The sequence below is a fragment of the Mesobacillus sp. genome, assembly GCF_047739415.1.
Taxonomy (GTDB): Bacteria; Bacillota; Bacilli; order Bacillales; family Cytobacillaceae; genus Mesobacillus.
Genome location: NZ_JBIQOE010000285.1, coordinates 21,100 through 46,952 on the forward strand (window position 1 = coordinate 21,100; position 25,853 = coordinate 46,952).

The following is a 25,853-nucleotide window of genomic DNA, read 5'->3' on the forward strand; positions in this document are numbered from 1 at the left end:
CTTTTAAGATTACCATGGCTACACAATGATAGAAAGTAGATTGAATTCTCGCGTTAACATTGTTATAAGATTCAAAAGAAGGAGTGAGTAGGTGTACAATGTCCAAGAGTCGGTCGAGCAACATTATAAAATTTACGAACTAACTGATCCTGCTACAAATTCATGGGTCAAGGTGGCTCCTGAACGAGGTGGCATTATTTTTTCATATGGTGTGCAAGGAGAAGAACTGCTCTACCTAAATAAAGAAACGTTTTATAATAAAGAAAAGAATGTAAGGGGCGGCATTCCTATTTTGTTCCCGATTTCAGGTCAGCTATCCACTGGAACGTTCGAATGGGAAGGTCATACATATTTCATGGACAATCATGGATTTGCTCGCAATGCTTCATGGGAAGTTATTGGTCAAGAGATGAATAATCGAGCTTCTCTAACGATTAGACTCACCAGCAATGAACAGACGAAACTATTTTATCCCTTTGACTTTACTGTTCTTTTCACCTATGTATTAGAAGGCGGAAAACTAACGATTAAGCAAGAGTATAACAATCAGGGAAATCAGCCCATGCCGATTTATGCAGGGTTTCACCCTTATTTTAAAACAGGCGAAAAGAATCTCTCATATGAAACAGATGCAACGAAATATTATGACTACAATGACGATAAAGTGAAACAGTTTACCGGAAGCATTGACTTAACTAACTTGAAGGAAGCAGTGGTCTTTTTAGATTCGAATCATCCTTCTATTTCTTTTGGCAGTCCAGGAGGGAAAAAACGGATTAAGTTAAGCTATGGAGAACTGTTTAAATACATCGTGTTATGGACGGAAAGTGAAAATGAATTTATATGTGTAGAGCCGTGGATGGCGAAAACGGATGAACTCAACCGTAAGGAAGAGCTTGTCATGATTAATGGGAATGAAAGCCTTAAAACTGAATTTAGCATTGAGTTAGAGAAATGAATTTTCTATTTTGAAACCTTGCATGGATACAAAATAATCTGACTTAATGCTCCAAATTACTTAAAGAAATATATAATCAGGCCCCTTTAAGTTTTAAAGGGGCCTGATTTTTAGTGGGGGAAGGGTCGTGATTTAAAAGTAAAAAGGGAGCCTATTAAATATCTAAATCATATTTAGAGCTGTTTATATTATCACTTAGAATTTCTTTGGGAGCATTATTAGTTGTTTCATAGGGTTTATTTTCTGGTGTATTTTCAAGTTTGTTCAGCAGAAATAAAGAGCGGTCAATTAAGTAAGTATCGCCTCGTTTCTGTATACGATCAATCAAACTATCTTCATCTGCACGTAACACTATGTACTTTATTTTTACATTTTGGTGAGAAAAGTGTTTATAAAACCAATCAAGTTCATCTTCAACAACTATATCGATAATTACATTGTGGTCATGGAGAAAGAGAGTTTTGGTTGTAGAAACGATGTTTTTCCACATGATGGCTAATCTTTCTTCCCAGGGCGGCTCAAATCCTTCACGATACATTTCCAGGAGTTATCTCCATGAACGATTGCGCTCTTATCCAACTTGTCAGCTAGTTCCTTAGCAAGAGTGGACTTGCCGACACCACAAGGTCCAGAAAAAATATAAATAGTCTGCTCGGTAATTGTGCTCATTTGCTAATTCCCTCCAATGGTCCTTAACTGTTTCCCTCGTAATGCAAAGGGAAGCAAGAGAACGGATCCCCTTGCTTCCACATCTTAAAATCATATTGATTTAACCGTATTAACCGCGGTCGATTCTCTCACAATCAATGTGGTAGGCAAAAGGATTTCATGTATTGGTTCATCCTTATGTTTGATCCTCCAGCTTAGTTGTTCGACTGCTTTTTTTCCATAGTAGTTTAAGTCTATATCCACTGTTGTAATTTTTGGAGTAGCGATCTGTGACAGTTGTCCGTTGTCGAAGCTGCAGATTGATATGTCTTCGGGGACCTTGAATCCTTTTTGCTGCAACACTGACTGGACAAGAAATCCATGTCCATCGTTAACACAAAACCACGCAGTCGGCATATAAGGCAGTTCATCCACATACCCGTATATTTCTTCCTGAGTTTCCCCTGCGTCTGTAAATAAAAGGGCTTGATCTGGTTCTTTCCCATGTTTTTTCAAAGCAAGCATATAACCTTCCAGTCTCTCCTGATAGCTTGGCGATACCTCTATATCGCCTACAAATGCTATACTCTGATGGCCTAGTTGGATTAGATGCTCAACGGCCTTAAAAGCGCCAAAGCGGTTGTTTGTCAAAATGGCATCTGCCTGCAGGTATGGTGAGTGATGATCGATCAGCACAGTTGGGATTCCAGTATCAATGATCTTTGAAATATAATCGGTACTGATATGAGATAAGATTAAGATTCCATCTATTTGATGATTCGATAGCAGTGAGGGAAGGATTAACTTATCTTTTGAATCCTTATCGATTGATTCAATGAATAAATTCCATCCACGTGCTCTTACTTCCTTTTCCACGCTAAGATAAATCTCCCCGAAAAAACTTTTGAGAGAAAATGCATAATCAGAAGCAATAAGCGCAATGTTGATTCCATTTTTCTCATCAAGCCTTTGGCTGTTTCGATTATTCGAATACGTATATCCTAACTCATCTGCCGCTCTTTGAACCAACAGCCTAGTTTCCTCACTAACCCCCGGCTTACCGGTCAAAGCCTGCGAAACAGAATTCTTAGAAATATTCAGCCGATCCGCAATATCCTGCATAGTCACTTTTTTCTTCATATATAAAACTTCTCCTTAATGAAAGCGAATGATTGTAATTCGTATTGTAATTACATTGTAACGTTACAAAATATTTTTAGCAATATACTTATCATGGTAATTGTGTAACTTTATGATTGTGTAAACTGTAAATGTTGTTTTTAAGCCTGTTGATTAGATTGGAAGGCGGGAAGACTCCTCCGAAAATGCTAACGCATTTCCATCGTGCATGGGCAGGTTCGAAGGAATATCAATCAATATGTCCTGCGGGATCAACTGGACAGGTGAGACCCCCAGGAGCAAAGCTGCAAAAAGGCTCAGCGCCAGCACCAAGGAAGAATTTGCTCTTTGAAAAAATCGGCAGTTGTGCTTTTTAATAATTATTTCCGCGGAAAGCGAAGAGTCTGGAACGAAAATCAACAGCTCTGAATCAAAGCTATCTTTTTAATAATTGTAATTTTGTATAATAAACGTTTGACAGATAATCCGTAAGGTGCAATAATGTATTTGTAAAGTTACTGATTGCATTATTTATTAATTACTTATTTGTTTGTAATGATTTTAAAAAATCTTTAGAAATGAGGGGTAAAGGATAAAATATCAATAAACGTAACCCAGATACTATTGATTATACTTTTTTTTGTAAGGTTATGATAGCGCTATCAAAAAGCTAGATTAATAGTTTTCTCGTTTTTTTAGGAAAAATTACTGAAAATATAAAGTTGGGAAATCATACTAATAATTGGGGGAATATCGGATGAAAATCAAAAAAGTGGCTTCTTTAGTCCTTGCTGCCTCACTTACTGTTTCTGGACTTGCAGCTTGTAATAATGGAGATAAAAGCAATGGAAGTACAAAAGATGGAGTAACGACTATTGAATTCTGGGCAGCTCCAAACCCAACGCAGCAAGTGTATTGGAAGGAAATAGCGGAAGAGTTCACAAAAGAAAATCCGGATATCAAGGTAAACGTAAGCCCGATGAAGGAAAGTCCGACATCTGAAGCTGGTATCCAATCAGCGATTGCGGGTGGAAGTGCACCAACAATGTCAGAAAATATAAACCGTGGTTTCGCAGCTCAGCTGTCTGAAAGTAAAGCGCTTTTACCATTGGATGAGCTAGAGGGCTGGGATGAAATTAAGAAAAATAGAAATATGGAAGATACAATGAAGGGCTGGGAGTTTGCTGACGGCCACCAATACGTATTGCCAATCTACTCAAATGCGATGTTGTTTGGCTGGAGATTGGACATTCTGAAGGAACTTGGCTTTAATGAACCTCCTAAAACATACAGCGAAATGCTGGAAGTAGCGAAGAAATTAAAAGAGAAGCACCCAGACAAATATGTATGGGCTAAACCAGACCTTGCTGATCCTACAGCTTGGAAAAGATGGTTCGACTTCTTCATGCTTTATAATGCAGCATCTGATGGCAACAAGTTCGTAGAGGGAACTAAATTTACTGGCGATCAAAAAGCGGGAGAGCAAGTTCTTGGATTTGTAGAAGAGCTGCAAAAAGCAGATGCGTTGATGACTAGACAGTCTAAAGATCCATTCGAAAGCGGATTGGGAATCTTTACGGATATTGGTCCTTGGACAATTTCTTATTGGGCAGAGAAATTCCCGGAAATGAAATTGAACGAAACGTATGCGTTAGCATTGCCTCCTGTTCCAGACGGAATGGATACAGAAAACGTTAAGACATTCGCTGATACAAAAGGTCTTGTCGTATATGCTTCTGCAACGAAAGAACAGCAAAAGGCTGCGAGCGAATTCATTAAATGGGTCTATTCAAATCCTGAAAATGACCTGAGATGGCTTGAAAAGACCAACCTGCCACCGGCACGTGATGACTTAACAACGAACGAGACTTTCAAAGCGTTCTTTGAAAACAACCCAGCATTACAGCCATACGCTGCTGCCGTTCCGAATGCAATACCGCCAATGGATAACTCTAAATACAATGATATTCAGACATTTATTGGCCAGCATGCCTTCAATCCAGTTGTAAAAGGAGAAAAAGATCCGAAAGCTGCATGGAAGGATATGCAAGAGGCCATTGAGGGGGCTCTCAAATAATGAGAAAGAACCAAGGATGGTTGGGCTGGCTTTTTGCCAGTCCTTATCTTTTATACGCGATTATTTTCTTCCTGATACCACTCGTCTGGTCCCTGTTTCTATCCGTGACGGACTGGAACTTAATATCGCCGACATATAGTTTTGTCGGATTGGAAAATTACACTGAAGCCTTAAAAAGCCAGGGTGTGCAAAGTGCCTTTTTTGTAACCTTTAAATTCATGGCTGTATTTGTTCCTTTGGTTATTGCTTTTTCCATCATTGTGGCCTTGATTGTTCAAGGGCTGCCGAGATTTAAAGGATTGTTTTTAATCGGATTCTTTCTTCCGTATCTCGCGTCAGGCGTTGTTTCCTCGCTGATCGTAAAAGGGATTTTGTCCTACAACAGTCCGTTGAATGAATTCTTGCGTGGGACATTCGGTCTCGATATTAACTGGCTTGGATCACCATTCGCTGCCCTATTTGTAGTAGCCTTGATCATTGCCTGGAAATTCACCGGATATTACGCGCTGATCCTTACATCAGGGTTTGGAAGCATCAGTAAAGATGTCTATGAAGCAGCGATGATTGATGGAGTAACGCCTTGGCAGCGCTTTTGGAAAATTACACTTCCACTCCTATATCCGGCGCTGTTTACAGTATTAATTTTATCGATTGGTGTAACGTTTGGTATTTTCACAGAGGTTTATCAATTAACTGGCGGTGGACCAAACTTTGCTACTAACACATGGCAGATGGAGATCTTTACAAAAGCATTTAGTAGTCTCCAGGCAGGTTACGCTTCTGCTATCGCTATCATCGCCTCGATTGTAACGTTCGTTGCGATTTACATCATTCGAAAACTCTTGGAATTGTGGGGGAAACGAAATGGTTGGACCTAAGAAAAAAGGATTGGTTTTTCGTTACCTGTTTGCGATTGTCCTATTGCTGATCATGATTTATCCATATATCTATATGGTGTTGAATTCCTTTGCTGATTGGAGCCAGGTCGATAAGAAATTCTTTCCGACTGAATACTCATTAAAGTCATGGGAATGGTTGCTTGGCGGCGGGGAATCTGTCATCCCGCGCCCGTGGATCAATGCCTTCTTTAACAGCTTCATCGTATCGGCTGGTTCGACACTTTTGATGATGGCCTCTGCGATAATGGTTTCTTATGCATTAGCAAAGATCCAGTTCAAAGGAAGAGACACGATCAACAACGTGATCTTGTTCCAAATGTTTTTCCCGGCAATCATCTTGCTGATTCCTACATTCCTGATTATTCAAAAGGTTGGAATGTACGACTCTTACTGGGGAATGATCCTGCCAAAAGCGATGAGTCTATGGGCAGTATTCATGTACACGAACTTCTTCAAGGCAATTCCGGATACATTCATTGAAGCGGCAAAATTGGACGGTGCCAGCGAAATGCAAATCATGTTCAAGATTGTCCTGCCGATGTCAAAATCGATCACTACCGTCATTTTCTTGTTCTTGTTCATGGAAAGATGGACAGAGTTACTATGGGATATGCTTGTCGCGAAGAGTGATAACATGCTTACACTAAACGTTCTCTTATCACAAATGTTCGGCCCGTATGGAGGATACCCAGGACCGATGTATGCGGCATCCGTGTTATTGACATTGCCGATCATCATCATCTTCTTGTTTTTCGCGAAGAAGTTCCAGGAGGGTATGCAATTTACACTTAAGTAACCTGAGATTGGAGTCTGGCAAATGGTTAAATGGTGGAAGCAATCTGCTTTCTATGAAATTTATATGCCTAGTTTCAAGGATGGAAACGGAGATGGGCTGGGGGATTTTGCTGGTATCACCTCCAAGCTGGACTACTTGAAGGAACTGGGAGTTGAGGGGCTATGGCTCACTCCCTTTTATCCCTCTCCGAAGGTCGATAATGGGTATGACATTTCTGATTACTATTCCATTGATCCTGCTTATGGGACGATGGAGGACTTTGAAGCATTTATCGCTGAGGCGCATAATCGTGAAATCAAGGTCATTGTCGATATCGTATTGAACCACACTTCTTCCGAGCATGAATGGTTCCAGCAATCAAAGTCATCTAAGAATCACCCGAAGCGTGATTGGTATATTTGGAGAGACGAACCGAATAACTGGGAATCCTTTTTCAGCGGAACGGCATGGGAATTTGATGAGGCTACCGGCCAATATTATTACCATGCTTTTGCGAAGGAACAGGTTGATTTAAACTGGGCCAACCCGGAAGTAAAAAATGCGATGTATGATGTGATGAGGTTTTGGCTGGAAAAAGGCGTCGATGGATTCAGGCTGGATGTCATCAACTTCCTGACGATCAACAATTCCTTTATTGATAACCCTTATGATCAAGAAAAAAATGAACAAATTCATTTGTACGACAAGGACCAGCAAGGGATTTTAGCCGTTATTGAGGAGATCGCCGAGGTGGTTCATCAATATCATGATAAATTCCTCGTTGGTGAGGTTGGTTCTGAGGATATAGAGATATTAAAACGGTACTCGGGACTGGACAAACTGGATGTATCCTTTAACTTCAATATTGGAAGCATTGCCGGGTTTGATGCTAAAAAGATTTACGAGCAATTAGTTGAAACTGAGAAAGCTTATGATTCTGATCAAATTGCTACGCTTTTCTTTTCAAGTCACGATATGTCACGCCATATCTCACGGTTTGGCGGAGACGACGAGCGCGCGAAGCTGGTTGCGGCGCTGATGCTTACAGCGAAGGGCGTGCCTTTCCTTTACCAGGGTGATGAGCTTGGGATGAAGGATTGGGTGACAGATGACATTGCGAAGATGATGGATGTCCAGGGGCGCCTTGCCTATGAAGAAGCATTGAAGGCAGGCAAATCTGAGGAGGATGCACTGGTTGTTGCGAACGAACGATGCCGCGATAAGTCACGAACTCCCATGCAGTGGAATTCTGGTTCTCATGCAGGTTTTTCCGAAGTTGTTCCTTGGATTACGGTGCCTGAGGACGCCATCCATACAAATGTTGAAAATCAACAAAACGATACGGAATCGATGCTTTCCTTCTATAAAAAAATGTTGAAGCTGCGTAAAGAACATACTTCCTTTCAAACAGGAAAATATGAATTCTTACGTTACCAGGATGGAATGATTTCCTACATGAGAAGCAATAAGGTGGAACGGACATTCGTTGCTCTGAACTTTTCTGAGGAAGAGAAATCACTTGAACTAGAAACGAAAAACATGAAACTGCTGCTTTCGAACAAGCGAAATACGCTTGAAAGCAGCGATGTACTCACGATATCAGCGAATGAAGTCATTATTTTAAAGGAGGATGCTGGGAATGAAAGTCTTAACGAAAGGTAATGTAAAAACTTGCGAACAGCTTTTGGAGGAGTTCTCTTTGAAGGCGAAGCCGAATAATCCTGAAAAAATCATATTCTCTGGTGTTGGAGAAAAGGATGTCTATAATATTACATCACCTTTTGAAGATGAAGGTGAGCAGGTAATTGCCGGACGCGTGGAATCGCGTGACAGCGAGCATTCAAGCGTATACTTCTTCGTCGAGAGAGACGGCGAATGGGTTCCTCGGGAAAACGCGCCTGTGTTTGAATTGCAGGATCCGTTTTACACAAGGATTGCTGGTGAATTAGTTCTCGGCGGCGTTCAGATTTTCCCCCATCCTACTATCGAAAATGCACTTGGATGGCGTACCGTTTTTTATAAAGGAAAGACCATTGCAAGTTTAGAGGAATTTGCCAAGGGTCCAGATGGCATGAAGGATCTTCGCCTTGTTGAGTTGGCTGATGGAAGCATCGGTGTGCTAACAAGACCTCAGGGTGATAAGGGCGGCAGAGGAAAGATTGGCTGGAACCGCATTTCTTCATTGGAAAAATTGACGCTGGATGTCATCAATGAGGCTCCTTTATTTGAAGATCAGTTCATTGATGAAGAATGGGGCGGAGCGAACGAGCCGCACCTGCTAGCAAATGGTTTGGTTGGTGTACTTGGACACGTTGCTTCGTTCGATGCAGCTGGAGACCGCCATTATTATCCGATGGTGTTCGCGGTGGATCCGGAAACAGGAGATTGTTCTGATATGGAGCTGATTGCAACCAGAAGCAATTTCCTTCCTGGTGCCTCCAAGCGGCCTGACCTGGCTGATGTTGTGTTCAGCGGCGGAATTGTCCGGAAAGCGGATGGCACAGCAGATATGTATGCAGGAATCAGCGATGCCGAAGCGCAAAAAATTACGATTGCAGATCCATTTTTACGATACGAGCAAAAAAACTGACTGAATTGAGGGGATTACAACATGAATGCTTATAGATATGAAGAGAATCCGTTAGTGACACCTATGGATGTAAAACCGCATCGAGAGGACTTTGAAGTGATTGGCGCATTTAATGCAGGGATTACGACTTTTAACGATGAAACCATCATGCTGCTGCGTGTCGCAGAGCGTCCGATCAGTGATGATCCTGGAATCGTGAAATCACCTGTTTATAACCCAAATACAAATGAACTTGAAATTTTGGAATTCAATTTGAACGATCCTGCTTACAACTTTTCAGATCCACGGACGATTCAAAAAGCTGGAGAGACGAACCGTTTCGCTTATCTGACTTCATTATCGTATTTGAGGATTGCCCGCAGTAAGGACGGCCATAACTTTACGATCGATGAAAAGCCATTTGTTTATCCATCAGATGAGCTTGAGACATTCGGGATTGAAGACCCAAGGATTACGAAGATTGATGATACTTATTATATTTACTTCAGTGCTGTATCACCTGTTGGTGTTGGCGAATCCATGGTTTCAACAAAGGACTTTGTCACAACTGAACACCACGGAATGATTTTCGCACCAGAAAACAAGGATGTGTTAATCTTCCCTGAGAAAATTAACGGCAAATACTATGCTCTTCATCGTCCTGTACCAAGAAGTGTTGGCGAACCTGAGATGTGGATCGCTGAATCTACTAATCTATTGCATTGGGGAAATCACAAATATTTACTAGGCCTGCGTGAAGGTATGTGGGATAGTGCCCGCATGGGTGGCGGAGCAGTTCCGTTCAAGACTGAAAAGGGCTGGCTGGAGCTTTACCATGGTGCAACTACGGACCATCGTTATTGCATGGGTGCCGTATTGCTTGACCTGGAAGACCCAACCAAGGTTATCGCTCGCTCTGACAAGCCGATCCTTGAGCCAGAAGCAGATTATGAAGTGGAAGGATTCTTCGGAAATGTTGTCTTCTCATGCGGCGCAGTCGTTGAAGGTGATATTGTAAAAATGTACTACGGAGTTGCAGATACATCTATGGCATGTGCTGAGTTAAGCCTTCAGGAAATCTTAGACTCATTGACTTATATAAAATAATCTCAATAATTGTGCCAAAATCGAGTGATGATTTTGGCCTTTTATCTTAAATGAAGTTTTATAGATATTTAAAGGAAAGGTTCTGTTTCTATGAAGCTAAATAAAAACTGGAAGATTAAGCATTTTGATGTTGGTTCTGCCCGCGACCTGGAGGTAGCTTCACCTGAATATATTGATTATTTCTGGATGACAGCTTCTGTTCCTGGTGATGTTCATTCGACCCTGATTGATCGGAAGCTAATCGAGGATCCGTTCTATGGTCATAATGATTTGAAATGCCAGTGGGTAGAGGAAAAGGTTTGGTGGTATCGCACCACCTTTGAATTCGATGGAATAGGTAATAAGGCCGAGCGGTATGATCTAATATTTGAAGGTCTCGACACGTTTGCGACGGTTTATTTGAATGGTATTGAGCTCGGTTCGACAGATAATATGTTCATCAGTCATTCCTTTGAAGTGACGAGGGAATTGAAAAAAGGCAATAATGTTCTTGCTGTTAAATTCGACCCTATCGATGTGCATGTGAAAGAGAAGGTTCAATATTACTGGTCCGGATTCAGCAAGGAAAGGATCTGGACTAGGAAGAATCAAAGCCATTGGGGCTGGGACTGGGGACCGCGTCTTGTAGCAACAGGTATCTGGAAGGATGTCCATCTTAAGAAGCGGACCTATGCCACCATTGAATCTGTGTTTGCGAAAACCACATCTATTTCGACAGATAGTGCAATCATCGAAGTTGAAGTGGAAGTGGATTCTTTTAGAAAAGAAAAAGACTATCAAATTCAGGTCGAGTTGTCTTTTGGTGAAGAACTATACACGGGAATTGGGGAGATACGGGGGAAAAAGGCTGTGGCAATCGTCGTGGTTGAGGACCCGAAGCTCTGGTGGACTCATGATTTAGGGACACCTCATCTTTACCGGTTGAATGTAAGTTTATATGCGGATGGCCAGAAAATCGATGAAAAACAAGAGGATTTTGGGATCAGAACGATTGAAGTCCTTCGTGTTGATGAGGAAGGGAACCATTGCTTTACCTTTGTCCTCAATGGAGAGAAGGTTTTTGCTAAGGGCGCGAACTGGATTCCGATAGACAGCTTCATAGCGGCTGTTCCTGATTCCCGATACAAGCACTTAATCAGGCTCTCAAAGGACGCGAACATGAATATGCTTCGTGTTTGGGGCGGAGGAATTTATGAGCGAGATGTTTTTTATGATGAGTGCAACCGGCTCGGGATTTTAGTGTGGCAGGACTTCATGTTTTCATGCGCTCTCTACCCTGATTACAATAAAAACTTCATGGCGAATGTCCGGAATGAAATCATTCAAGTCGTCAAGCGTCTGCGGAATCATCCCTCGTTGGCGTTATGGTGCGGAAACAATGAGAATGACTGGCTTTATGAAGCGTTGTTTTCTTCAGGTGAAATTACCGATCCTTTCTACGGCGAAAAAATCTACCACGAATTGATGCCCGAAATTCTGGAAGAACTAGACCCAACCCGTTTGTTCTGGCCAAGCTCTCCATTTGGAGGAAATGATCATAACTCGAGGGAACAGGGAGATACGCACAATTGGCAGGTTTGGCATGGCAATATCGAGCCTCGTACCTTTGGTGAACCGCAGACTGTGAATTACAGTGTTGAAGGCCTTTCTTTTAAAAACTTTAAAAACGATGATACGGCATTTGCCAGTGAGTTCGGAATGCACGCTTCTTCTAACCGCTATACACTGGAGCGGAACATCCCTAAGGACCAATTTTTCTGGGGCAGTGAAGAAATGGCCTACCGGAATAAAGACATCCATCATCCTAAAGGGATTTTACTGATGGAAGGGTACACAGGGGTGCCGAAGGATTTAGAGGAGTATATTGCTTATTCGATGCTGACGCAGGCGGAAGGTTTGAAATTTGGCATTGAGCATTACCGCCGGAATAAACCGAAAACAAGCGGCGCGCTGTTCTGGCAGTTGAACGATTGCTGGCCTGGTACGAGCTGGTCGGTCATCGACTATTACCTGCTGCCGAAGGCTTCCTACCATTATGCGAAAAAATTCTACCATCCTATATTATTAACAATTGATCATGATCCAGGTGCTGACCTTAAAATTTGGATCGTTAATGACAGATTAGAAGGATATGAGGATGAAATCGAGCTTGCTATTTATGATTTTCATGGAAAAAAAGCATTCTCAAAGAGATGGAATTTCTTTGTTGAGGCAAATATCGCTTATCAATTAGACGCAGTTCCAGAGGAAAAGGCTTTAGGAGGATTAAAGCAGGAAGAGGCAGTGATCATTCTCCGTTCATTGAATAGTAAAACCCACGAAAATACTTATTACTTCCGTGACCAAAAGGATGTAATGCTGCCAGATGCTGAGCTAACTGTTGAATTCAGCAGGGAAGATAGTGAGATAACTCTATCAACTGCTACTCTGGCACGGATGGTGACGATTGAAATGGATATCGAACAGCTTGTGCTCGAGGATAATTTTTTTGACCTGCAGCCTAATGTGACAAAAGGGATTAAAGTAAGCCAGGCGGAAGGGAAAGAAATTCCGTGGGAGACTTTAAGAGTAAAAGCGATAAATAGCGTAAAAACGAAGATAACCGAGGTGTGATGATGATGATGAAAGCAGCTGTATTGCAGGGTGTGAAAAACCTGGAAGTTCTTGATTGGAAAACACCATCCCCGTCCCCTCGGGAGGTTCTTGTAAAAGTGAAGAGCTGCGGTATTTGCGGCACCGACCAGCATATTTACCATGGCCACCCTGGTTCAGCAGAAGTAAATCCGCCGATTATCCTGGGACATGAATTGGCTGGAGAAGTGGTTGAAGTCGGTGCAGAAGTAACGAACATGCAGTCAGGGGACAGGGTTTCAGTCGATCCGAACATCTATTGCGGAACATGTAAATACTGTCGCAGCAATCGGGCCCATTTATGTGAAAACCTTCAAGCTGTCGGTGTGACTCGAGATGGTGGCATGGGCGAGTATTGTGTCGTACCGGAAGCAAACTGCTACAAGATACCGGACACTATGACCTTTGAAGAAGCAGCTTTAGTTGAGCCTTTAGGCTGTGTCCTCCATGGGTTTAGAAAAATTCAATTGTCTCCCTTAAGCAAGGTGCTCATCATTGGCGGAGGCTTCATTGGACAGCTGTTTTTACAATTGGTGAAGCAGCAAAATGTTGATTCCATTATTGTGATCGAGCCCTCTGAGAGCAAAAAGGAAACACTCTTTAAGCTTGGTGCAGATGAAGTGATCAACCCAAAAGATGAAGTGGAGCTTGATGCGGGTGTAGTCATAGAATGTGTTGGCAGGCCAGAAAGTATGGAACTCGCTTTTAAAGCCGCTGGAAAAGGCGGACAGGTACTCTTGTTTGGCGTCGCGGCACCTGAAACTGCCATTTCCGTTTCTCCTTTTGAGATTTTTTCAAAGGAGCTGACCATCAAAGGCTCATTCGTTAATCCATATACACATGAAGAGGCGATATCGCTAATCGCAAAGAACGTCATTGATGTTCAACAACTTATTTCGCACCGATTTACACTTGAAGAGTTGCCAGCTGCGATGGGTGATTATCCGAAGCTGGGTGTTTCGAAGGGTGTTATTGTTTACTAGTCTTTATGTGTAGAGAGAAGTAGTCAAAAGTGGCTGCTGCTTTTTATGAAACCAATGTATTTTTTATAAGTATCGAGGGTGTTGACGTCCTCGTCTTTAAAGGGAGATAATAGATGCTTTCTATTTTTAGATCTTTTTCCACGGAATTGAAGTTTTATCTGCTTATGAATGCACTTTTTGCGTTTGGTACATCCTTATCAGGTGTATTTCAAAGCGTGTTTCTATGGAAACTTGATAAAACTTATTCCCTGTTAGCCTATTACAGCATGTATTGGTCTGTTGCGATTATTATCAGTTTCGGGCTTTGTGCATGGCTAGCCAGAAAAACCAGCCCGATGATCACCATGCGTCTAGGATTTGTGTTTTACCTGATTACTTATTTAATCATGCTTTTCTTCCACGACACATTGGACGAGCATATCATGCTGCTCGGGATCTCCAATGGACTGGCCATGAGTCTTTATTATGTCGGCATGCATATGGCCGTGTTGGATTTGACGACAAATGATAAGCGCGATCAGTTTTTATATATCCAGGGAATCTTATTTACGATTGGCGGAGTGATTGCGCCGCTTCTTTCGGGCCTTATGATCTCACGGTTTGCGGGCATGATTGGCTATTACGTTGTTTTTATGGCAACCTGTGTATTTTTGTTCATTGCCTTTATCGTTTCCCTTCGCGTAAAAGGGAACCCGGTTACGACCAAAAGTCATTTTTGGCAAGTCATCAAAAATCCATCACCTGAGTGGAAAAAGATGTACTCGATTATGTTTGCAGATGGAATCGTATCAGGAGCATTTACAACTTTTTTAATCACGATGATGACCTTCAAGGTGGCTGGCGGGGAGCTGAACCTTGGGTTGTATAATACCGGGGCGCAGATCATGTCGATTGTTGCCTTCTATATGCTTGCGAAGTTTTCAAAAGCAAAGGACAGGATTACAGTTTTTGCAATTGGTTCAGTTACAATGTTATTAAGCTCTGTACTAATCTCAGCGTATCCTATTTTTATTTCATTGGTTATCTTTGGACTCCTGTCACCAATAGCAATGAATATGATTGGCACATCGATGAATGCCATGATTTACGAGTCGATTGAAAGAGATCCAGATTATAAGGAGAAAAGGCTCGATTACATCATTATCCGTGAGATTCCGCTTGGGGTTGGAAGGATTATCGGTGTAGTGCTATTTTTAACGCTGAGAAAGTATTTTGACCTGGAGGAACTATTACCTATCTCATTCAGTGTTTTTCCGATTGTATATGTCATCATGATTCCTACTCTGTTTTTCATTTGGAAAAAGCCAAAGGGAAAAGCAGGATTGGAAACAAATTAATGCTAATGTAGTTTTAAATCTTATAGCCTGGAGGAATAGTTATGCTAGGAGCAATTGAAGCAGGCGGAACCAAGTTCGTCTGTGCCGTAGGTGATGAAACAGGGAAAATTTTGGATCGGGTCCAGATTCCAACAACTGTACCATCCGAAACAATCCCGCAGGTTCTAGCTTTTTTCCGAAAATATCAAATTAAAGCAATTGGCATTGGATCATTTGGGCCAATCGATGTGAACCTGGGTAGCGCTACATACGGGAATATCACATCGACACCGAAGCCAGGGTGGAAGGACTATCCTTTTGTACATGAAATAAAAAATGCTTTGTCTGTTCCAGTTGGATTCAATACTGATGTCAATGCAGCCGCTTTAGGGGAGGCGATATTTGGTGCCGCTAAAGGTCTGGACAGCTGCTTATACATAACGGTAGGCACAGGCATCGGGGCAGGGGCCGTTATCCAGGGCAACCTGCTTCAAGGGCTTTCACATCCAGAAATGGGCCATATCCTGGTAAGGAGGCACCCGGAGGATCGCTACGTAGGAAAATGTCCTTACCATTCAGATTGCCTGGAAGGCCTTGCTGCGGGTCCAGCTATTGAAGAACGTTGGGGAACTAAGGGCGTTGATCTGGTTGGGCGTGATGAAGTCTGGGATATGGAAGGTTATTATATTGCACAGGCACTGATGCAGTATATCCTGATTCTTTCTCCTAAAAAAATCATTCTTGGCGGTGGAGTCATGAATCAGCAGCAAGTGTTTCCTTATGTATATACTTATTTGCAAGAATTTCTTAATGATTATGTGTCTTTGCCAGAGCTTTCTAAGTACATAGTGAGTCCAGGTCTAGCAAATCATTCTGGTATCATTGGCTCCCTTTTGCTTGCGGAAAGAGCTTTAAAGGAAGTGTGATAAATTTTAGTGAGAAGAAAGGGGCATACCTATCTCTTAAGTTGCAAATTTGAATATATAAGAGTCAACATCTTCATATAGAAATGGAGAGAGTGATCCATGAAGTTCCATGGGCACTCTCTCCATTTTTATTTATTATTCGATATCACATTTTTAGAACCTTTAGAACATAACAGTCTTTATTTGGTTTGATTTTACTAAAATGCTGAATTGATTGTTTTCAACCTGTACAGGAGCAATTGCATTTTCATTTAAGTTTCCTTCCTGGACTTGATTAATTGAAGGATTGACGATAAAGGAAGCTTTTGCCTCTGCTTCAGTTGGGTTGAAGAATCTGAGGACGAAAGTATCCTCTTTTTCGGCTTTTTTCAAGACACTCAGGACTGCTGTGCTGTTCGTTTCTTTAAGAAGGCTGAATGCTAATGGTGCTTGCACATCCTCAGGGTTTAGCTTCATTGCATTATGCGGAATCTTGTTATATGTCTGGATTGGTGTCGTAAATTCTTTAGCGATCCTGCCGATGTTGGTTCCCGTCGTCGATTTTTCATGGATTGTAATGGCGAAATCGAGCGTCAGCTTTCCAAGCATTTGAGAGTCAGGGGTAGGAAGCTTGATTCCCGATGGTCGTCCTGGTCTCCTAAGCATTTCTTCCTTACCCAATACACCGACACTGCGGAACAGAGTTAGGGCGATTGTATCGTAATTGTCTCCAATGACCTCATATTCACGTGTACTATTGGTCAAGATGCTTACTCCATGCTCCTCGTCGGACAAGCCAACAAATGAAAGCATTGGATAAATTGAATCTGGGCGTTCATCCCAATCTTCTTTTTCCCAGACGTCCATGGCAGAATCATATACATCACGCTTAATGAAGCCAAATTGATTGTCTGAAACAGAGATGGATGAAGCGATGCCCGTTGGAATCAAGGCACGGAGACGGTGGTCTTTTGCCTGGTTGTCCAGTTCGGCTACTACTTTAATGATTGGCTGGTCATTTGGTAACATGATTTTCCAGTGGACATCAACGAATCGGTCAACTTTATTAGCCTTGCGTTTCTCTAAATCACCAGGTACATCAAGCTTCAACTGAATATCAATTTGGGCTTCATACCCGTTTTGGATCATTTTCACTTCTGCTTCCACGCTGTCACTGTAAATAAGTGACTCATTTGGCAGTGGGGAGAAGTCATATTCATCGCCGTCATCTCCGCCGTTTTCTAAAAGAAGTACATTGTTGAATTCTTTTTCAAGTTGCTTGTCAAAGATTCTTAATGTTCCATTTGGATTTACAGAAACAGAATAAAAATCAGTTTCTACTGTTTCTTTTTCAACGAAACTATTCGTCATTTCCTTCTGTGCATTGACGACAAAGTATGTTTTATATCCCATTGCCGGGATGGAGTCTTTTACCTGTATCGTGTACTGATAGAATGGATCATAATTGCCGTAATGAACGATTTGGCGGTCAATCAAACCTGGGTCGATGATTTCTTTCTCAAGTACTTCAAAAGAAATATTCTTTCCATCTCCATCCTCAAGTGCAAACGATTCTAGCTTAGTGATCACCTTTGTCGTGACTGCATCTGTACGCTCATATGGAAGAAGGTTAAAAGCGGTTAAACGATCCTCCTGGCGGTCGGTTGCAATGGAATCTGTGATTTTGCGCTTATAATATTCGATCATCTGATCTGTCTTTTCTTCTGCGAGGAAGAAACGGTTGACGATTTCGCGATGGACTTTGTCAGAGCAGCAGCAGCCGATGCTGTCATGGGCATGGTTTTTCATGATTTCTTTCCAAATCAGCTCAATCAATCCATGATGGTACTCAAAACCCAGGGAATAAGCAATCGAAGCTAATGGCTCCAGGACGTTTGTGATTTTATTTTCAATTCGTGTATTTGCGGCTTTGATGTCCATTCGGGTTGAATAAATGCTGCGATGGACACGCATGTATTTACCATCTAAAAATTCGCCCTGAATGGTAGGCAATTCTTTGTTTTTTTCTAGTTCTTCAAAGACATTTTCGTATTTGCTCAAGAAGAATTCGCGATCTGGATACAGACGCTGTAATTTCTCCATCACCGTGAAAATGTTTTTTTGAATTGGCATTTGATCATGGCCATTCGGCAGAATGATGTTTTCTGTTGTCGCCCCGCGATCAAGAACGGTGAAGTACTTATTGATGCGCTCTTGAAGTTTTTCCTCATCCTCAGGCAGGTACTTACCTATGGCATAGCCAAGCGGGAACAGCTGGACGAGTACTTTCGAACCGTCATCACTTTCCCAGTAAAATTCTGTTTTATCCGTGCCATGACGTTCAGAAGTACCGCGCCAGAAGATGGAATACTTAATATCAAATCCATTCAGGATTTGCGGCATTTGTGAGGATTGGCCGAAAGAGTCCGGCAAGTACCCAATCTTCATAGGAGAACCAAATTCTTCACTGTCCTTTAATCCGTAAAGAAGGTTCCGTACAATCGATTCGCCGCCAACGACCATTTCGTCGGTTTGTGTATACCAAGGTCCTATAATTAACTTTCCTGCTTGAACTAGTTTTTTGACTCTTTCCTTGTTCTCAGGTTTTACGGCAAAGTAATCTTCGAGAATCGAGGTTTGTCCATCTAAAACATAGTAAGGATAGTCAGGATTGTTTTCTAGCATTTCAAGAATTTCTTCCATGTTGTTAACTAACAGGATTCGTGACTCCTCTGTTGAAAAGTACCATTCTCTGTCCCAATGCATATGGGGTACAATATGAACTTTTTTCATGATGCCCTCCAAATATTAAGGTACCTAGAAAATTCTAGGCACCTTATTTTTTTGTAATCAATTGATTCATATATTAAGCTGCAGTCGTTTCTGCTACGCTTTTGCCTTCTTTTCTTAACTTTCCTTTTCTTGTAGCGATCAAAAGAAGCATTGAAATAAGTGCTCCAAGAATTGCTGCTCCAAACCAGATGCTTGCGGCTACAAGAAGAGGCTGTCCTTGTACAAGTGCAAGTGAGAAGATACCTGCCCCAGGGACATTCAGTCCAATGTTAAAGTAGGCAACAATAGCACCAGTTACTGCTGAACCTGCAATTAATGAAGGAATTACGCGCAACGGGTCATTAATCATAAACGGAATAGCGCCTTCCGTAATGCCGGCCAGACCTAGAAGCCATGTCTGTTTTCCGACTTCCTGTTCTTGTTTTGTAAAGTATTTTTTTCCAATGATGGTCGCACCTGTTACAGAGAAGGCAGAAACCATTTTAACGGAAGCGAAAGCTGCGTAAGGTACAAAGTTACCGCTGGCCATAGCACCAATACAGAAGGTGTAGGCTGCTTTGTTTACTGGTCCGCCAAGGTCAAAGGAAACCATAGCGCCAAGGATTGCTCCAAGAAGTAATGCGTTTGCGCCTGAAAGACTGTCAAGCCAGCTGATTAATCCCTGGTTTGCTGCGGCAATTGGTTTTCCGACAACAAATAACATGATCGACCCGACAACAAGTGTTCCGACAACAGGGTATACCCAGAAACTCACGAAACCAGCAAATGTGCCTTTTGGCTTTACTTTATTCTTTAGGAATTTTAAGAAGTAACCTGCAAGGAAACCACCGAGCATACCGCCAAGGAATCCACTTCCAATTAGGTTGGCGGCAATACCAGCTGCAAAACCAGGTCCAAGTGCTGGTTTGTCAGCAATTGAGTAAGCCATATATGCAGCAAGGATTGGAATCATTAGCTGTCCGAGCATACCGCCGCCCAACTGCCTTAAGAGCCATAGCCATGAACCTTCCTCAGCGTACACGTCCTGAAGACCGAATGCTTGTGAAATCAAAACTGCTGCTGCAAGGGTCATACCGCCGGCCACGATAACCGGGATGATATAAGAAATCCCGGTCAGAATGGAGTCCTTGATTTCCGTTTTAAACGACTTTTTACCATCGTCATCATCAGATGCTGCGATTGACTGGGAAGGGTTATACTCTTTCTTTGGTGTGCTTTCTGCTTTATCTAGCGCTTTCTGCAGCAGGTCCTGCGCATTTCGCAAAGGCGCTGCTACGGATGTTTTTACCTTAGGTAAGTGTGCAAAGCGTTCTTCTTCTTTGACAGCCACATCATTGGCATAAATGATAGCATCTGCTTTTTTAAGAAGGTTAGTTGTGTGGCGGTCTTCGATTCCGTTTGCACCCTGCTTTTCGACGAATACATCAACACCCATTTCTTTTCCTGCTTTGATTAATGCCTCTGCGGCCATATAAGTGTGGGCGATTCCGGCTGGACAAGCCGTGATGGCTAATACAGTTTTATTTAACTTTTTTACAGCAGCGGTTTCTGTCGCTGCTTCTGTGTTATCCAGCGCGTTGAACAATTCTGTATTTGTTTTAGCTTGTAAAAGCCTGTTTTTATAAGATTCATCTGATAAGCGTTTCACAAATTCTGATAGAAGAGATAAATGTGTTGATCCAGCTTCATTCTCTGGAATTGCGAGTAAGATGACTAGCTCAACTTTATTATTTGGGTCGATGCTTTCCCAGTCAGTTAAAGGCGTTTCCAGAGTAGCAATGGCAAAAGCAGCTTCTTTTACTGCAGTTGATTTGCCGTGCGGAATGGCAAGTCCGCCTTCAAAGCCTGTTGGTGAAAGCTTTTCTCTATCTAAGACTGATTGAAGAAACTCTTCTGGATTTGTTAATTTTCCATCATCACCTAGCTGTTTAACTAAATACTGGATTACTTCCTGTTTCGATTGAAACGTTTTGCCAGTACTGATCAGGCTTGGTGAGGTAAGTGCTTGTAGTTTCATGAAGGTTACCTCCTGATTTTTTTGAAAGTGCTTTCATCTATCTGTGGCTATATCGTAGCAAAAAAAAATAAGAAGATTGGATTCTTCTTATTTTTACACTATTTATCATAAATGAAGCGTTTTCATGTGTATTTATACACACTTTAGAAGCTTTCCCAATAACTTTGCGATAATGCCTGTAAAACAATCATTACTGGTGTTCGATCGGTAATGTTATATCCGTTTTTCATTTTCTTAGGAGCATAACAATATAAGTTAATTGAGCCCATGTTCTGCAGAGAATTACGGGTGAAATGTGTCAACGTGACAATTGGAATACCTTTTTCATTGGCTATTTTGGCTATTTCAAGAACCTGCTGTGTCTCGCCTGATAGGCTTATCAAAAAAATTACGTCTTGTTTATTCATTTGCTCCAGCATATGGAGGATTTCATGCCGGTGGATGGAAAATTCGGATTGCTTACCGACTACTCGCAAATTCCGGACCATCATTTCACAGAAATCGGCGGTATCGCCAACACCATAGAAAAGAACATGCTTTGCATCATGAATCATTTTAGCTACTGTTTCTATTCTATCTGTATCGAGTAGTTCGAATGTTTTCTGTATAAAATAATAGGAACTATCCTCATCGGGTATTGGGGAGGAATCAAGCTCGTCTTTGATACTATTTTTCAGGTGAGAGAAACCGTCGTATCCTAACTTTTTAGAAAGTCTCGTAATGGTATTAGGTACGGTAAATAGCGTGGCAGCCAGGCTCTGTATAGATTGAATAGTAAACTTTTGTTTGTTTTTAAGGATATATTCAACAATTTGGTCGTCTGTATCATTTAATTTATATTCAAACTTCTGCACACGATCTTTGAAACGCATATTTCTCCCCCCAATCTTATTTCGGTTTGTTTTATTATAGCAAAAAGGTATAACCTTGAAATGAAGATATGAAAAAATTACATTGAATATATGGACATATGGATTTTGACATATCTTTGTGAAGATCATCATTTTTAAGTTGCTCTTCTTAAAATTGTCTTCTAATATGAGAGTTATGCGAATTGTTACTATGGAGGTCTTTAACATGTCGATACAACCATTATTTTTTGAACCGGTTTTTAAAGAACGGATTTGGGGAGGGGAGCAGCTGAAATCCTTTGGCTATGAGCTTCCTTACCACAAAACAGGCGAGTGCTGGGCATTTGCTGCGCACAGCAATGGCCAGAGTGTTGTCAAGAACGGTGAGTATAAGGGATTAACTTTGGGTGAGCTTTGGGAAAATCAGCGCCAGTTGTTCGGTAATATCGAGGGTGATCGCTTCCCGCTGTTGACGAAAATCCTTGATGCTGCTCAGGATCTATCCGTACAGGTGCACCCTAATGATGAATATGGCCTTAAGCATGAAGGCGACCTGGGTAAGACGGAATGCTGGTATATCATCGATTGTGAAGAGGGAGCAGAAATCATTTACGGCCATACAGCAAAAACAAGAGAAGAGCTTGCGGCTATGATCCATGAAGGGAAATGGGACGAGCTTCTTACAAGAGTACCTGTAAAGCCAGGCGACTTTTTCTTTGTTCCAAGCGGAACTGTTCATGCTATTGGAGCCGGGATAGTTATTTTGGAAACTCAACAGAACTCGGATACAACTTACAGGGTTTATGATTATGATCGCAGGGATAATGAAGGCAATTTGCGTGAGCTCCATATTGAGCAGTCAATTGCAGTCACGACTGTTCCGGCTGTAGAGCCGGAGATCCAGCCTGTAGTCAATACATCAGATGAGATGAAAATCACTACTTTTGTGGAAAGCGACTACTTTACCGTCCATAAATGCGAATTAGAGGGTTCTGCAAAACTGGATCAAAATCTTTCCTTCCAGCTGGTAAGCGTGATTGAAGGTGCAGGGTCACTCGTTAAGGACAGTGAAAAGTATGAGTTTAAAAAAGGTGACCATTTCCTCCTTCCAAGTGGTTTTGGAGAATTTGAATTGGATGGGAAAGCTGAAATGATTGTTTCGCATCTTTAAGCTAATAACAGTAATATACCTCCTGGATAATAAAAGGAACTACAACAAAAGGAGAGTGGACCAGAACAATACTGGTCACTCTCCTTTTTGGTATTGTCACTTTTGGGTATTACGTAATTCTGCTTTAACTATTTCCCAGGTGTCTGCTTCGGTTTCATCCTTAGTAAATGGATCGAAACCTAAATTTAAATATGCGTTGATAGCGATGAGGTTTGTAGTCTGGGTTTTTAGGTACGCTTTTTCATGCTTTTTGGCCAGCTGTTGCAGGAGGAAGGTAAGCATCGGCTTTGCAAGTCTCTTTCCCTGGTGTTCCGGTACGATTCCTACCCAGTGAATCCGGCCCATTTTTTCTCCGTCCAGTTCCCCGAACCACGCAGTGGCTGTACCTATAGCTTCTCCGTTTCCATCTTCAATAAAAAACATCCTTTGTCCAACTTGGTCCAAGTGTGGGGCAAATTCCTGCCTGAAGCGGTCGACTCCGGCATTGATAGAAGGAAATTCGCCGGCCTTTGTTAAAATACCAGCCCAGATTTCTTCTTCATTTTCTTCAAAGTTTCTTATTTTATAAGATTCTGGGAGAGAATAAGAGGGAATGTTTGATAAAGGGTGTATCATCATGAGAGGTACTCTTTGCATGTGAATGCCTCCGGTTATAGGATATTTTTTATAAGTATTGCAAATAGATGAACGCAAAGCAATTCTTTTCACAGACAAAAGGCCAAATTACAGCTAGAATAATGGGATAACTATTTTAAGAGGGATTATATGAATAATAGACAAAACGAAATATTGAGGACATTGTTGGAAAGCGGCCGGACGCTTTCGGTTATAGAGCTTGCTGACACTGCTGGCTGTTCAGAAAAAACGATAAGGAATGACTTTAAAATCTTAGATGAGTGGCTTGGAAGGGAAACTGATCTTGTCATGGTCAGAAAACCGGGTCTGGGTATTTTTATTGAGGGGGACCAGAAAGAAAAGTCAGAGGTCATTCAAAGAATGAAACAACTGAGCGGCCAAGAGGTTTCTGATACCTTAAGAAAATTGAACATAATCAAAATGCTGCTTTTAAAGGATGGGGTTTCGACTGTCCAGGAGTTTGCCGGCCATTTTTATGTCAGCAAGACGGTCATCAGAAGTGACCTTGATGAAGTTGAAGAATGGCTGAAAAGATTTGATTTGCAGTTAATGAAGAAACAGGGCCATGGAATTGAAATTGTTGGTGTCGAAAAGAACTGGCGCACTGCTCTTTCACAGATTACGCATATGATCATCAAAGCTGCTGCGGAGGAAAGAAAAGCAATTGAGTCTATATTTGATCAAGGAGAAATTGAATTCACAAAAAATGGGTTAAGAAAACTTGAAAGGGATTTGAAATTCTCTTTTACTGATGAGGCGCTTGAAAACCTTGTAACTCATATATTAATTTCTATCAAACGAGTGAAACAAGGAAGCAGGATTGAACTTCCTGTTGAGGATATCGAGCAAATTGAAAAGAGAACTGAATATCCGGCAATACGGGATTTTGTCAAGGAACTTGAAAAAACTATGGCCATCAAGATTCCCAGGGAGGAGGCTTCCTATATCTCGCTCCGGATATTGGGATCCAAAATATATTACCCTTCAACCATCGATATGGAAAAGATGGGAGAAGAACTTGCCAGGCTGGACCGAGATGCTGTTTCATTTACAAAAAAGCTGATTTCAGCTGTTTCCGATGTATCTGGGGATCCTTTTTACAATGACCATCATCTATTGATTGGACTAGCCTTGCACATGCAAACCTCCTTTTATCGGCTGAAATATTCTTTTCCGGTAGAGAACCCGATGCTGAATGAAATAAAGAAGATGTATTTTACGTTATTTGAAACCATTTACTATGTGATGCCAACTGTTTTGGAAGATTTTCAAATAAGTATCCCGGAAGATGAAATCGCCTATATTACCCTTCACTTCCAGGCTTCATTAGAGAGAATCGGAAGGGACACCCTTAACAACAGAAAGGTTTTGCTCGTTTGTTCAATGGGAGTGGGAATGTCCCAGTTGATGCAGACCAAGCTTGAAAGAAAATTCCATAATCTTGAGATCGTAGGAACTTCTTCGGTGAAAGATGTTAAAAAGGAGATAAACGATAAAAATCCAGACTTTATCATTAGTACAGTCCCATTCGAAAGTGGAACGATTCCCCTTATTACCGTTTCTCCTTTTCTAATGCTGGAGGAGGAGCGGAAGATCAAGGACTTGCTGGAAAACCCTGAACTTGAAAAGAAAGAAATCCACTATCCAACAATTCGCCATTTGATAGAGAAAGAGCTTATTATAATCAACCCGAACCGGGATACAAGACCTGGAATTATCGGTGCGCTATCAGATCTTCTGATAGATAAAGGATATATCCAGCCTGAGTATAAAAAGTCGGTGTTTGTGCGTGAGGAACAATCCTCCACTGTAATTGGCAGCGGGATTGCGATTCCGCATGGGAATCCTGATTTTGTCAGGGAAGCAAGGTTGGCTGTTGCCCTGTTCAATGAACCGATACAATGGGGAAGCGACAGGGTTTCAATCGTAATTCTTCTGGCAATTGACCATGCGAATAAGGGGTTATTAAAAGAGCTTTTCAAGGAAATCTCCCGTCTGATGGAAGATGAATTATCCCTCCGAGCATTGAATGAAATGACTTCACCAGAAGATGCAGTGAGATTCTTCATTCGGTGAAAGCGCTTTTAAATAATCTTTTTTTACCATAACTTACGGTAAAAGAAGTTCTTTTGGATAGGCAATCCGGGATTATGATAAGGATGTAGTTATTAATTATTTATTTTTTTTCTGGGGGGTAAAATAAATGAAGCTATTGGCGATTACATCCTGTCCAAATGGGATTGCCCATACGTATATGGCAGCAGAAAATCTTCAAAAGACAGCAGAAAAACTGGGCGTTTCCATGAAGGTAGAAACTCAAGGTTCGATCGGTGTGGAAAATGAATTTACAGCAGCTGAGATTGCGGAAGCGGATGGCATTATCATCGCTGCAGATAAA

Annotated in this window: 21 protein-coding genes; 14 read left to right on the forward strand and 7 right to left on the reverse strand. The window is 41.6% G+C overall.

Going from position 1 to position 25,853, the window contains the following annotated elements:
* Positions 1–91 precede the first annotated feature (91 nt).
* A complete protein-coding gene (locus ACH0QE_RS22510) occupies positions 92–958 on the forward strand; it encodes an aldose epimerase (RefSeq protein ID WP_415802668.1) in 867 nt (288 codons plus the stop codon).
* Between the two features lie 154 nt (positions 959–1,112).
* Here the strand turns inward: ACH0QE_RS22510 and ACH0QE_RS22515 are convergent, their stop codons facing one another.
* From ACH0QE_RS22515 to ACH0QE_RS22525, 3 genes are all read right to left on the reverse strand, one after another.
* Entirely contained in the window at positions 1,113–1,496 is a 384-nt protein-coding gene (locus tag ACH0QE_RS22515; RefSeq protein ID WP_415802669.1) for a hypothetical protein, read from the reverse strand.
* On the reverse strand, positions 1,454–1,627 hold the full coding sequence (locus ACH0QE_RS22520; protein WP_415802670.1) for a hypothetical protein: 174 nt from the start codon (positions 1,625–1,627) through the stop codon (positions 1,454–1,456). Before ACH0QE_RS22520 ends, ACH0QE_RS22515 begins: the two co-directional genes overlap by 43 nt.
* A 90-nt stretch (positions 1,628–1,717) precedes the next feature.
* Positions 1,718–2,746, reverse strand: coding sequence for a substrate-binding domain-containing protein (locus ACH0QE_RS22525; protein ID WP_415802671.1), 1,029 nt, complete (start codon positions 2,744–2,746; stop codon positions 1,718–1,720).
* A 736-nt stretch (positions 2,747–3,482) separates the two neighbouring features.
* Here ACH0QE_RS22525 and ACH0QE_RS22530 point away from each other — a divergent pair.
* The 10 genes from ACH0QE_RS22530 to ACH0QE_RS22575 all read left to right on the forward strand — a co-directional run bounded on the left by ACH0QE_RS22530 (position 3,483) and on the right by ACH0QE_RS22575 (position 16,008).
* On the forward strand, positions 3,483–4,802 hold the full coding sequence (locus ACH0QE_RS22530; protein WP_415802672.1) for an extracellular solute-binding protein: 1,320 nt from the start codon (positions 3,483–3,485) through the stop codon (positions 4,800–4,802).
* Positions 4,802–5,680: a carbohydrate ABC transporter permease gene (locus ACH0QE_RS22535; RefSeq protein WP_415802673.1), complete on the forward strand. Its 879-nt coding sequence runs from the start codon at positions 4,802–4,804 to the stop codon at positions 5,678–5,680. The genes ACH0QE_RS22530 and ACH0QE_RS22535 overlap by 1 nt, the downstream gene beginning before the upstream one ends.
* Positions 5,667–6,497 (forward strand): carbohydrate ABC transporter permease, encoded by an 831-nt coding sequence (locus tag ACH0QE_RS22540; RefSeq protein ID WP_415802674.1) that lies wholly within the window; start codon positions 5,667–5,669, stop codon positions 6,495–6,497. Before ACH0QE_RS22535 ends, ACH0QE_RS22540 begins: the two co-directional genes overlap by 14 nt.
* A 21-nt stretch (positions 6,498–6,518) precedes the next feature.
* Positions 6,519–8,138, forward strand: a complete 1,620-nt coding sequence (locus tag ACH0QE_RS22545; RefSeq protein ID WP_415802675.1) for an alpha-glucosidase — start codon at positions 6,519–6,521, stop codon at positions 8,136–8,138.
* Positions 8,116–9,066, forward strand: a complete 951-nt coding sequence (locus ACH0QE_RS22550) for an MTP-1 family protein (protein ID WP_415802676.1) — start codon at positions 8,116–8,118, stop codon at positions 9,064–9,066. The genes ACH0QE_RS22545 and ACH0QE_RS22550 overlap by 23 nt, the downstream gene beginning before the upstream one ends.
* A gap of 21 nt (positions 9,067–9,087) precedes the next feature.
* Positions 9,088–10,152: a glycoside hydrolase family 130 protein gene (locus ACH0QE_RS22555; protein WP_415802677.1), complete on the forward strand. Its 1,065-nt coding sequence runs from the start codon at positions 9,088–9,090 to the stop codon at positions 10,150–10,152.
* A gap of 90 nt (positions 10,153–10,242) precedes the next feature.
* A complete protein-coding gene (locus ACH0QE_RS22560; RefSeq protein WP_415802678.1) occupies positions 10,243–12,765 on the forward strand; it encodes a beta-mannosidase in 2,523 nt (840 codons plus the stop codon).
* Positions 12,766–12,770: 5 nt separating this feature from the next.
* Complete coding sequence (locus tag ACH0QE_RS22565; RefSeq protein ID WP_415802679.1) at positions 12,771–13,766, forward strand: zinc-dependent alcohol dehydrogenase family protein; 996 nt, start codon at positions 12,771–12,773, stop codon at positions 13,764–13,766.
* A 113-nt stretch (positions 13,767–13,879) separates the two neighbouring features.
* On the forward strand, positions 13,880–15,103 hold the full coding sequence (locus ACH0QE_RS22570) for an MFS transporter (protein ID WP_415802680.1): 1,224 nt from the start codon (positions 13,880–13,882) through the stop codon (positions 15,101–15,103).
* Between the two features lie 41 nt (positions 15,104–15,144).
* On the forward strand, positions 15,145–16,008 hold the full coding sequence (locus tag ACH0QE_RS22575; RefSeq protein WP_415802681.1) for an ROK family protein: 864 nt from the start codon (positions 15,145–15,147) through the stop codon (positions 16,006–16,008).
* 162 nt (positions 16,009–16,170) lie between these two features.
* Here the strand turns inward: ACH0QE_RS22575 and mngB are convergent, their stop codons facing one another.
* From mngB to ACH0QE_RS22590, 3 genes are all read right to left on the reverse strand, one after another.
* Positions 16,171–18,780: a mannosylglycerate hydrolase gene (gene mngB / locus ACH0QE_RS22580; protein ID WP_415802682.1), complete on the reverse strand. Its 2,610-nt coding sequence runs from the start codon at positions 18,778–18,780 to the stop codon at positions 16,171–16,173.
* Between the two features lie 73 nt (positions 18,781–18,853).
* A complete protein-coding gene (gene mngA / locus ACH0QE_RS22585) occupies positions 18,854–20,797 on the reverse strand; it encodes a PTS 2-O-a-mannosyl-D-glycerate transporter subunit IIABC (protein ID WP_415802683.1) in 1,944 nt (647 codons plus the stop codon).
* Between the two features lie 143 nt (positions 20,798–20,940).
* Positions 20,941–21,669 carry a MurR/RpiR family transcriptional regulator gene (locus ACH0QE_RS22590; protein WP_415802684.1) on the reverse strand — a complete coding sequence of 243 codons (729 nt, stop codon included), beginning with the start codon at positions 21,667–21,669 and terminating at the stop codon, positions 20,941–20,943.
* 205 nt (positions 21,670–21,874) lie between these two features.
* On the opposite strand from ACH0QE_RS22590, the gene manA reads away from it, so the two are divergent.
* On the forward strand, positions 21,875–22,819 hold the full coding sequence (manA, locus tag ACH0QE_RS22595) for a mannose-6-phosphate isomerase, class I (RefSeq protein ID WP_415802685.1): 945 nt from the start codon (positions 21,875–21,877) through the stop codon (positions 22,817–22,819).
* A 96-nt stretch (positions 22,820–22,915) separates the two neighbouring features.
* On the opposite strand, the gene ACH0QE_RS22600 is transcribed toward manA, so the two are convergent.
* Entirely contained in the window at positions 22,916–23,455 is a 540-nt protein-coding gene (locus ACH0QE_RS22600) for a GNAT family N-acetyltransferase (protein ID WP_415802686.1), read from the reverse strand.
* A 129-nt stretch (positions 23,456–23,584) separates the two neighbouring features.
* On the opposite strand from ACH0QE_RS22600, the gene ACH0QE_RS22605 reads away from it, so the two are divergent.
* Positions 23,585–25,531: a BglG family transcription antiterminator gene (locus ACH0QE_RS22605; RefSeq protein ID WP_415802687.1), complete on the forward strand. Its 1,947-nt coding sequence runs from the start codon at positions 23,585–23,587 to the stop codon at positions 25,529–25,531.
* 127 nt (positions 25,532–25,658) lie between these two features.
* Positions 25,659–25,853, forward strand: a 195-nt coding sequence (locus tag ACH0QE_RS22610) for a PTS fructose transporter subunit IIB (RefSeq protein ID WP_415802688.1), incomplete at its 3' end; no start/stop codon positions are given.

Excerpts from the sequence above, each read along its gene's own strand:
- ACH0QE_RS22515 (WP_415802669.1), bottom strand. The coding sequence starts at position 1,496 with ATGTATCGTGAAGGATTTGAGCCGCCCTGGGAAGAAAGATTAGCCATC.
- ACH0QE_RS22555 (WP_415802677.1), top strand. The coding sequence starts at position 9,088 with ATGAATGCTTATAGATATGAAGAGAATCCGTTAGTGACACCTATGGAT.
- ACH0QE_RS22570 (WP_415802680.1), top strand. The coding sequence starts at position 13,880 with ATGCTTTCTATTTTTAGATCTTTTTCCACGGAATTGAAGTTTTATCTG.
- ACH0QE_RS22590 (WP_415802684.1), bottom strand. The coding sequence starts at position 21,669 with ATGCGTTTCAAAGATCGTGTGCAGAAGTTTGAATATAAATTAAATGAT.
- mngB (WP_415802682.1), bottom strand. The coding sequence starts at position 18,780 with ATGAAAAAAGTTCATATTGTACCCCATATGCATTGGGACAGAGAATGG.
- ACH0QE_RS22575 (WP_415802681.1), top strand. The coding sequence starts at position 15,145 with ATGCTAGGAGCAATTGAAGCAGGCGGAACCAAGTTCGTCTGTGCCGTA.
- ACH0QE_RS22520 (WP_415802670.1), bottom strand. The coding sequence starts at position 1,627 with ATGAGCACAATTACCGAGCAGACTATTTATATTTTTTCTGGACCTTGT.
- ACH0QE_RS22525 (WP_415802671.1), bottom strand. The coding sequence starts at position 2,746 with ATGAAGAAAAAAGTGACTATGCAGGATATTGCGGATCGGCTGAATATT.
- ACH0QE_RS22545 (WP_415802675.1), top strand. The coding sequence starts at position 6,519 with ATGGTTAAATGGTGGAAGCAATCTGCTTTCTATGAAATTTATATGCCT.
- ACH0QE_RS22600 (WP_415802686.1), bottom strand. The coding sequence starts at position 23,455 with ATGCAAAGAGTACCTCTCATGATGATACACCCTTTATCAAACATTCCC.
- ACH0QE_RS22530 (WP_415802672.1), top strand. The coding sequence starts at position 3,483 with ATGAAAATCAAAAAAGTGGCTTCTTTAGTCCTTGCTGCCTCACTTACT.
- ACH0QE_RS22550 (WP_415802676.1), top strand. The coding sequence starts at position 8,116 with ATGAAAGTCTTAACGAAAGGTAATGTAAAAACTTGCGAACAGCTTTTG.
- mngA (WP_415802683.1), bottom strand. The coding sequence starts at position 20,797 with ATGAAACTACAAGCACTTACCTCACCAAGCCTGATCAGTACTGGCAAA.
- manA (WP_415802685.1), top strand. The coding sequence starts at position 21,875 with ATGTCGATACAACCATTATTTTTTGAACCGGTTTTTAAAGAACGGATT.
- ACH0QE_RS22605 (WP_415802687.1), top strand. The coding sequence starts at position 23,585 with ATGAATAATAGACAAAACGAAATATTGAGGACATTGTTGGAAAGCGGC.
- ACH0QE_RS22565 (WP_415802679.1), top strand. The coding sequence starts at position 12,771 with ATGATGAAAGCAGCTGTATTGCAGGGTGTGAAAAACCTGGAAGTTCTT.
- ACH0QE_RS22535 (WP_415802673.1), top strand. The coding sequence starts at position 4,802 with ATGAGAAAGAACCAAGGATGGTTGGGCTGGCTTTTTGCCAGTCCTTAT.
- ACH0QE_RS22560 (WP_415802678.1), top strand. The coding sequence starts at position 10,243 with ATGAAGCTAAATAAAAACTGGAAGATTAAGCATTTTGATGTTGGTTCT.
- ACH0QE_RS22540 (WP_415802674.1), top strand. The coding sequence starts at position 5,667 with ATGGTTGGACCTAAGAAAAAAGGATTGGTTTTTCGTTACCTGTTTGCG.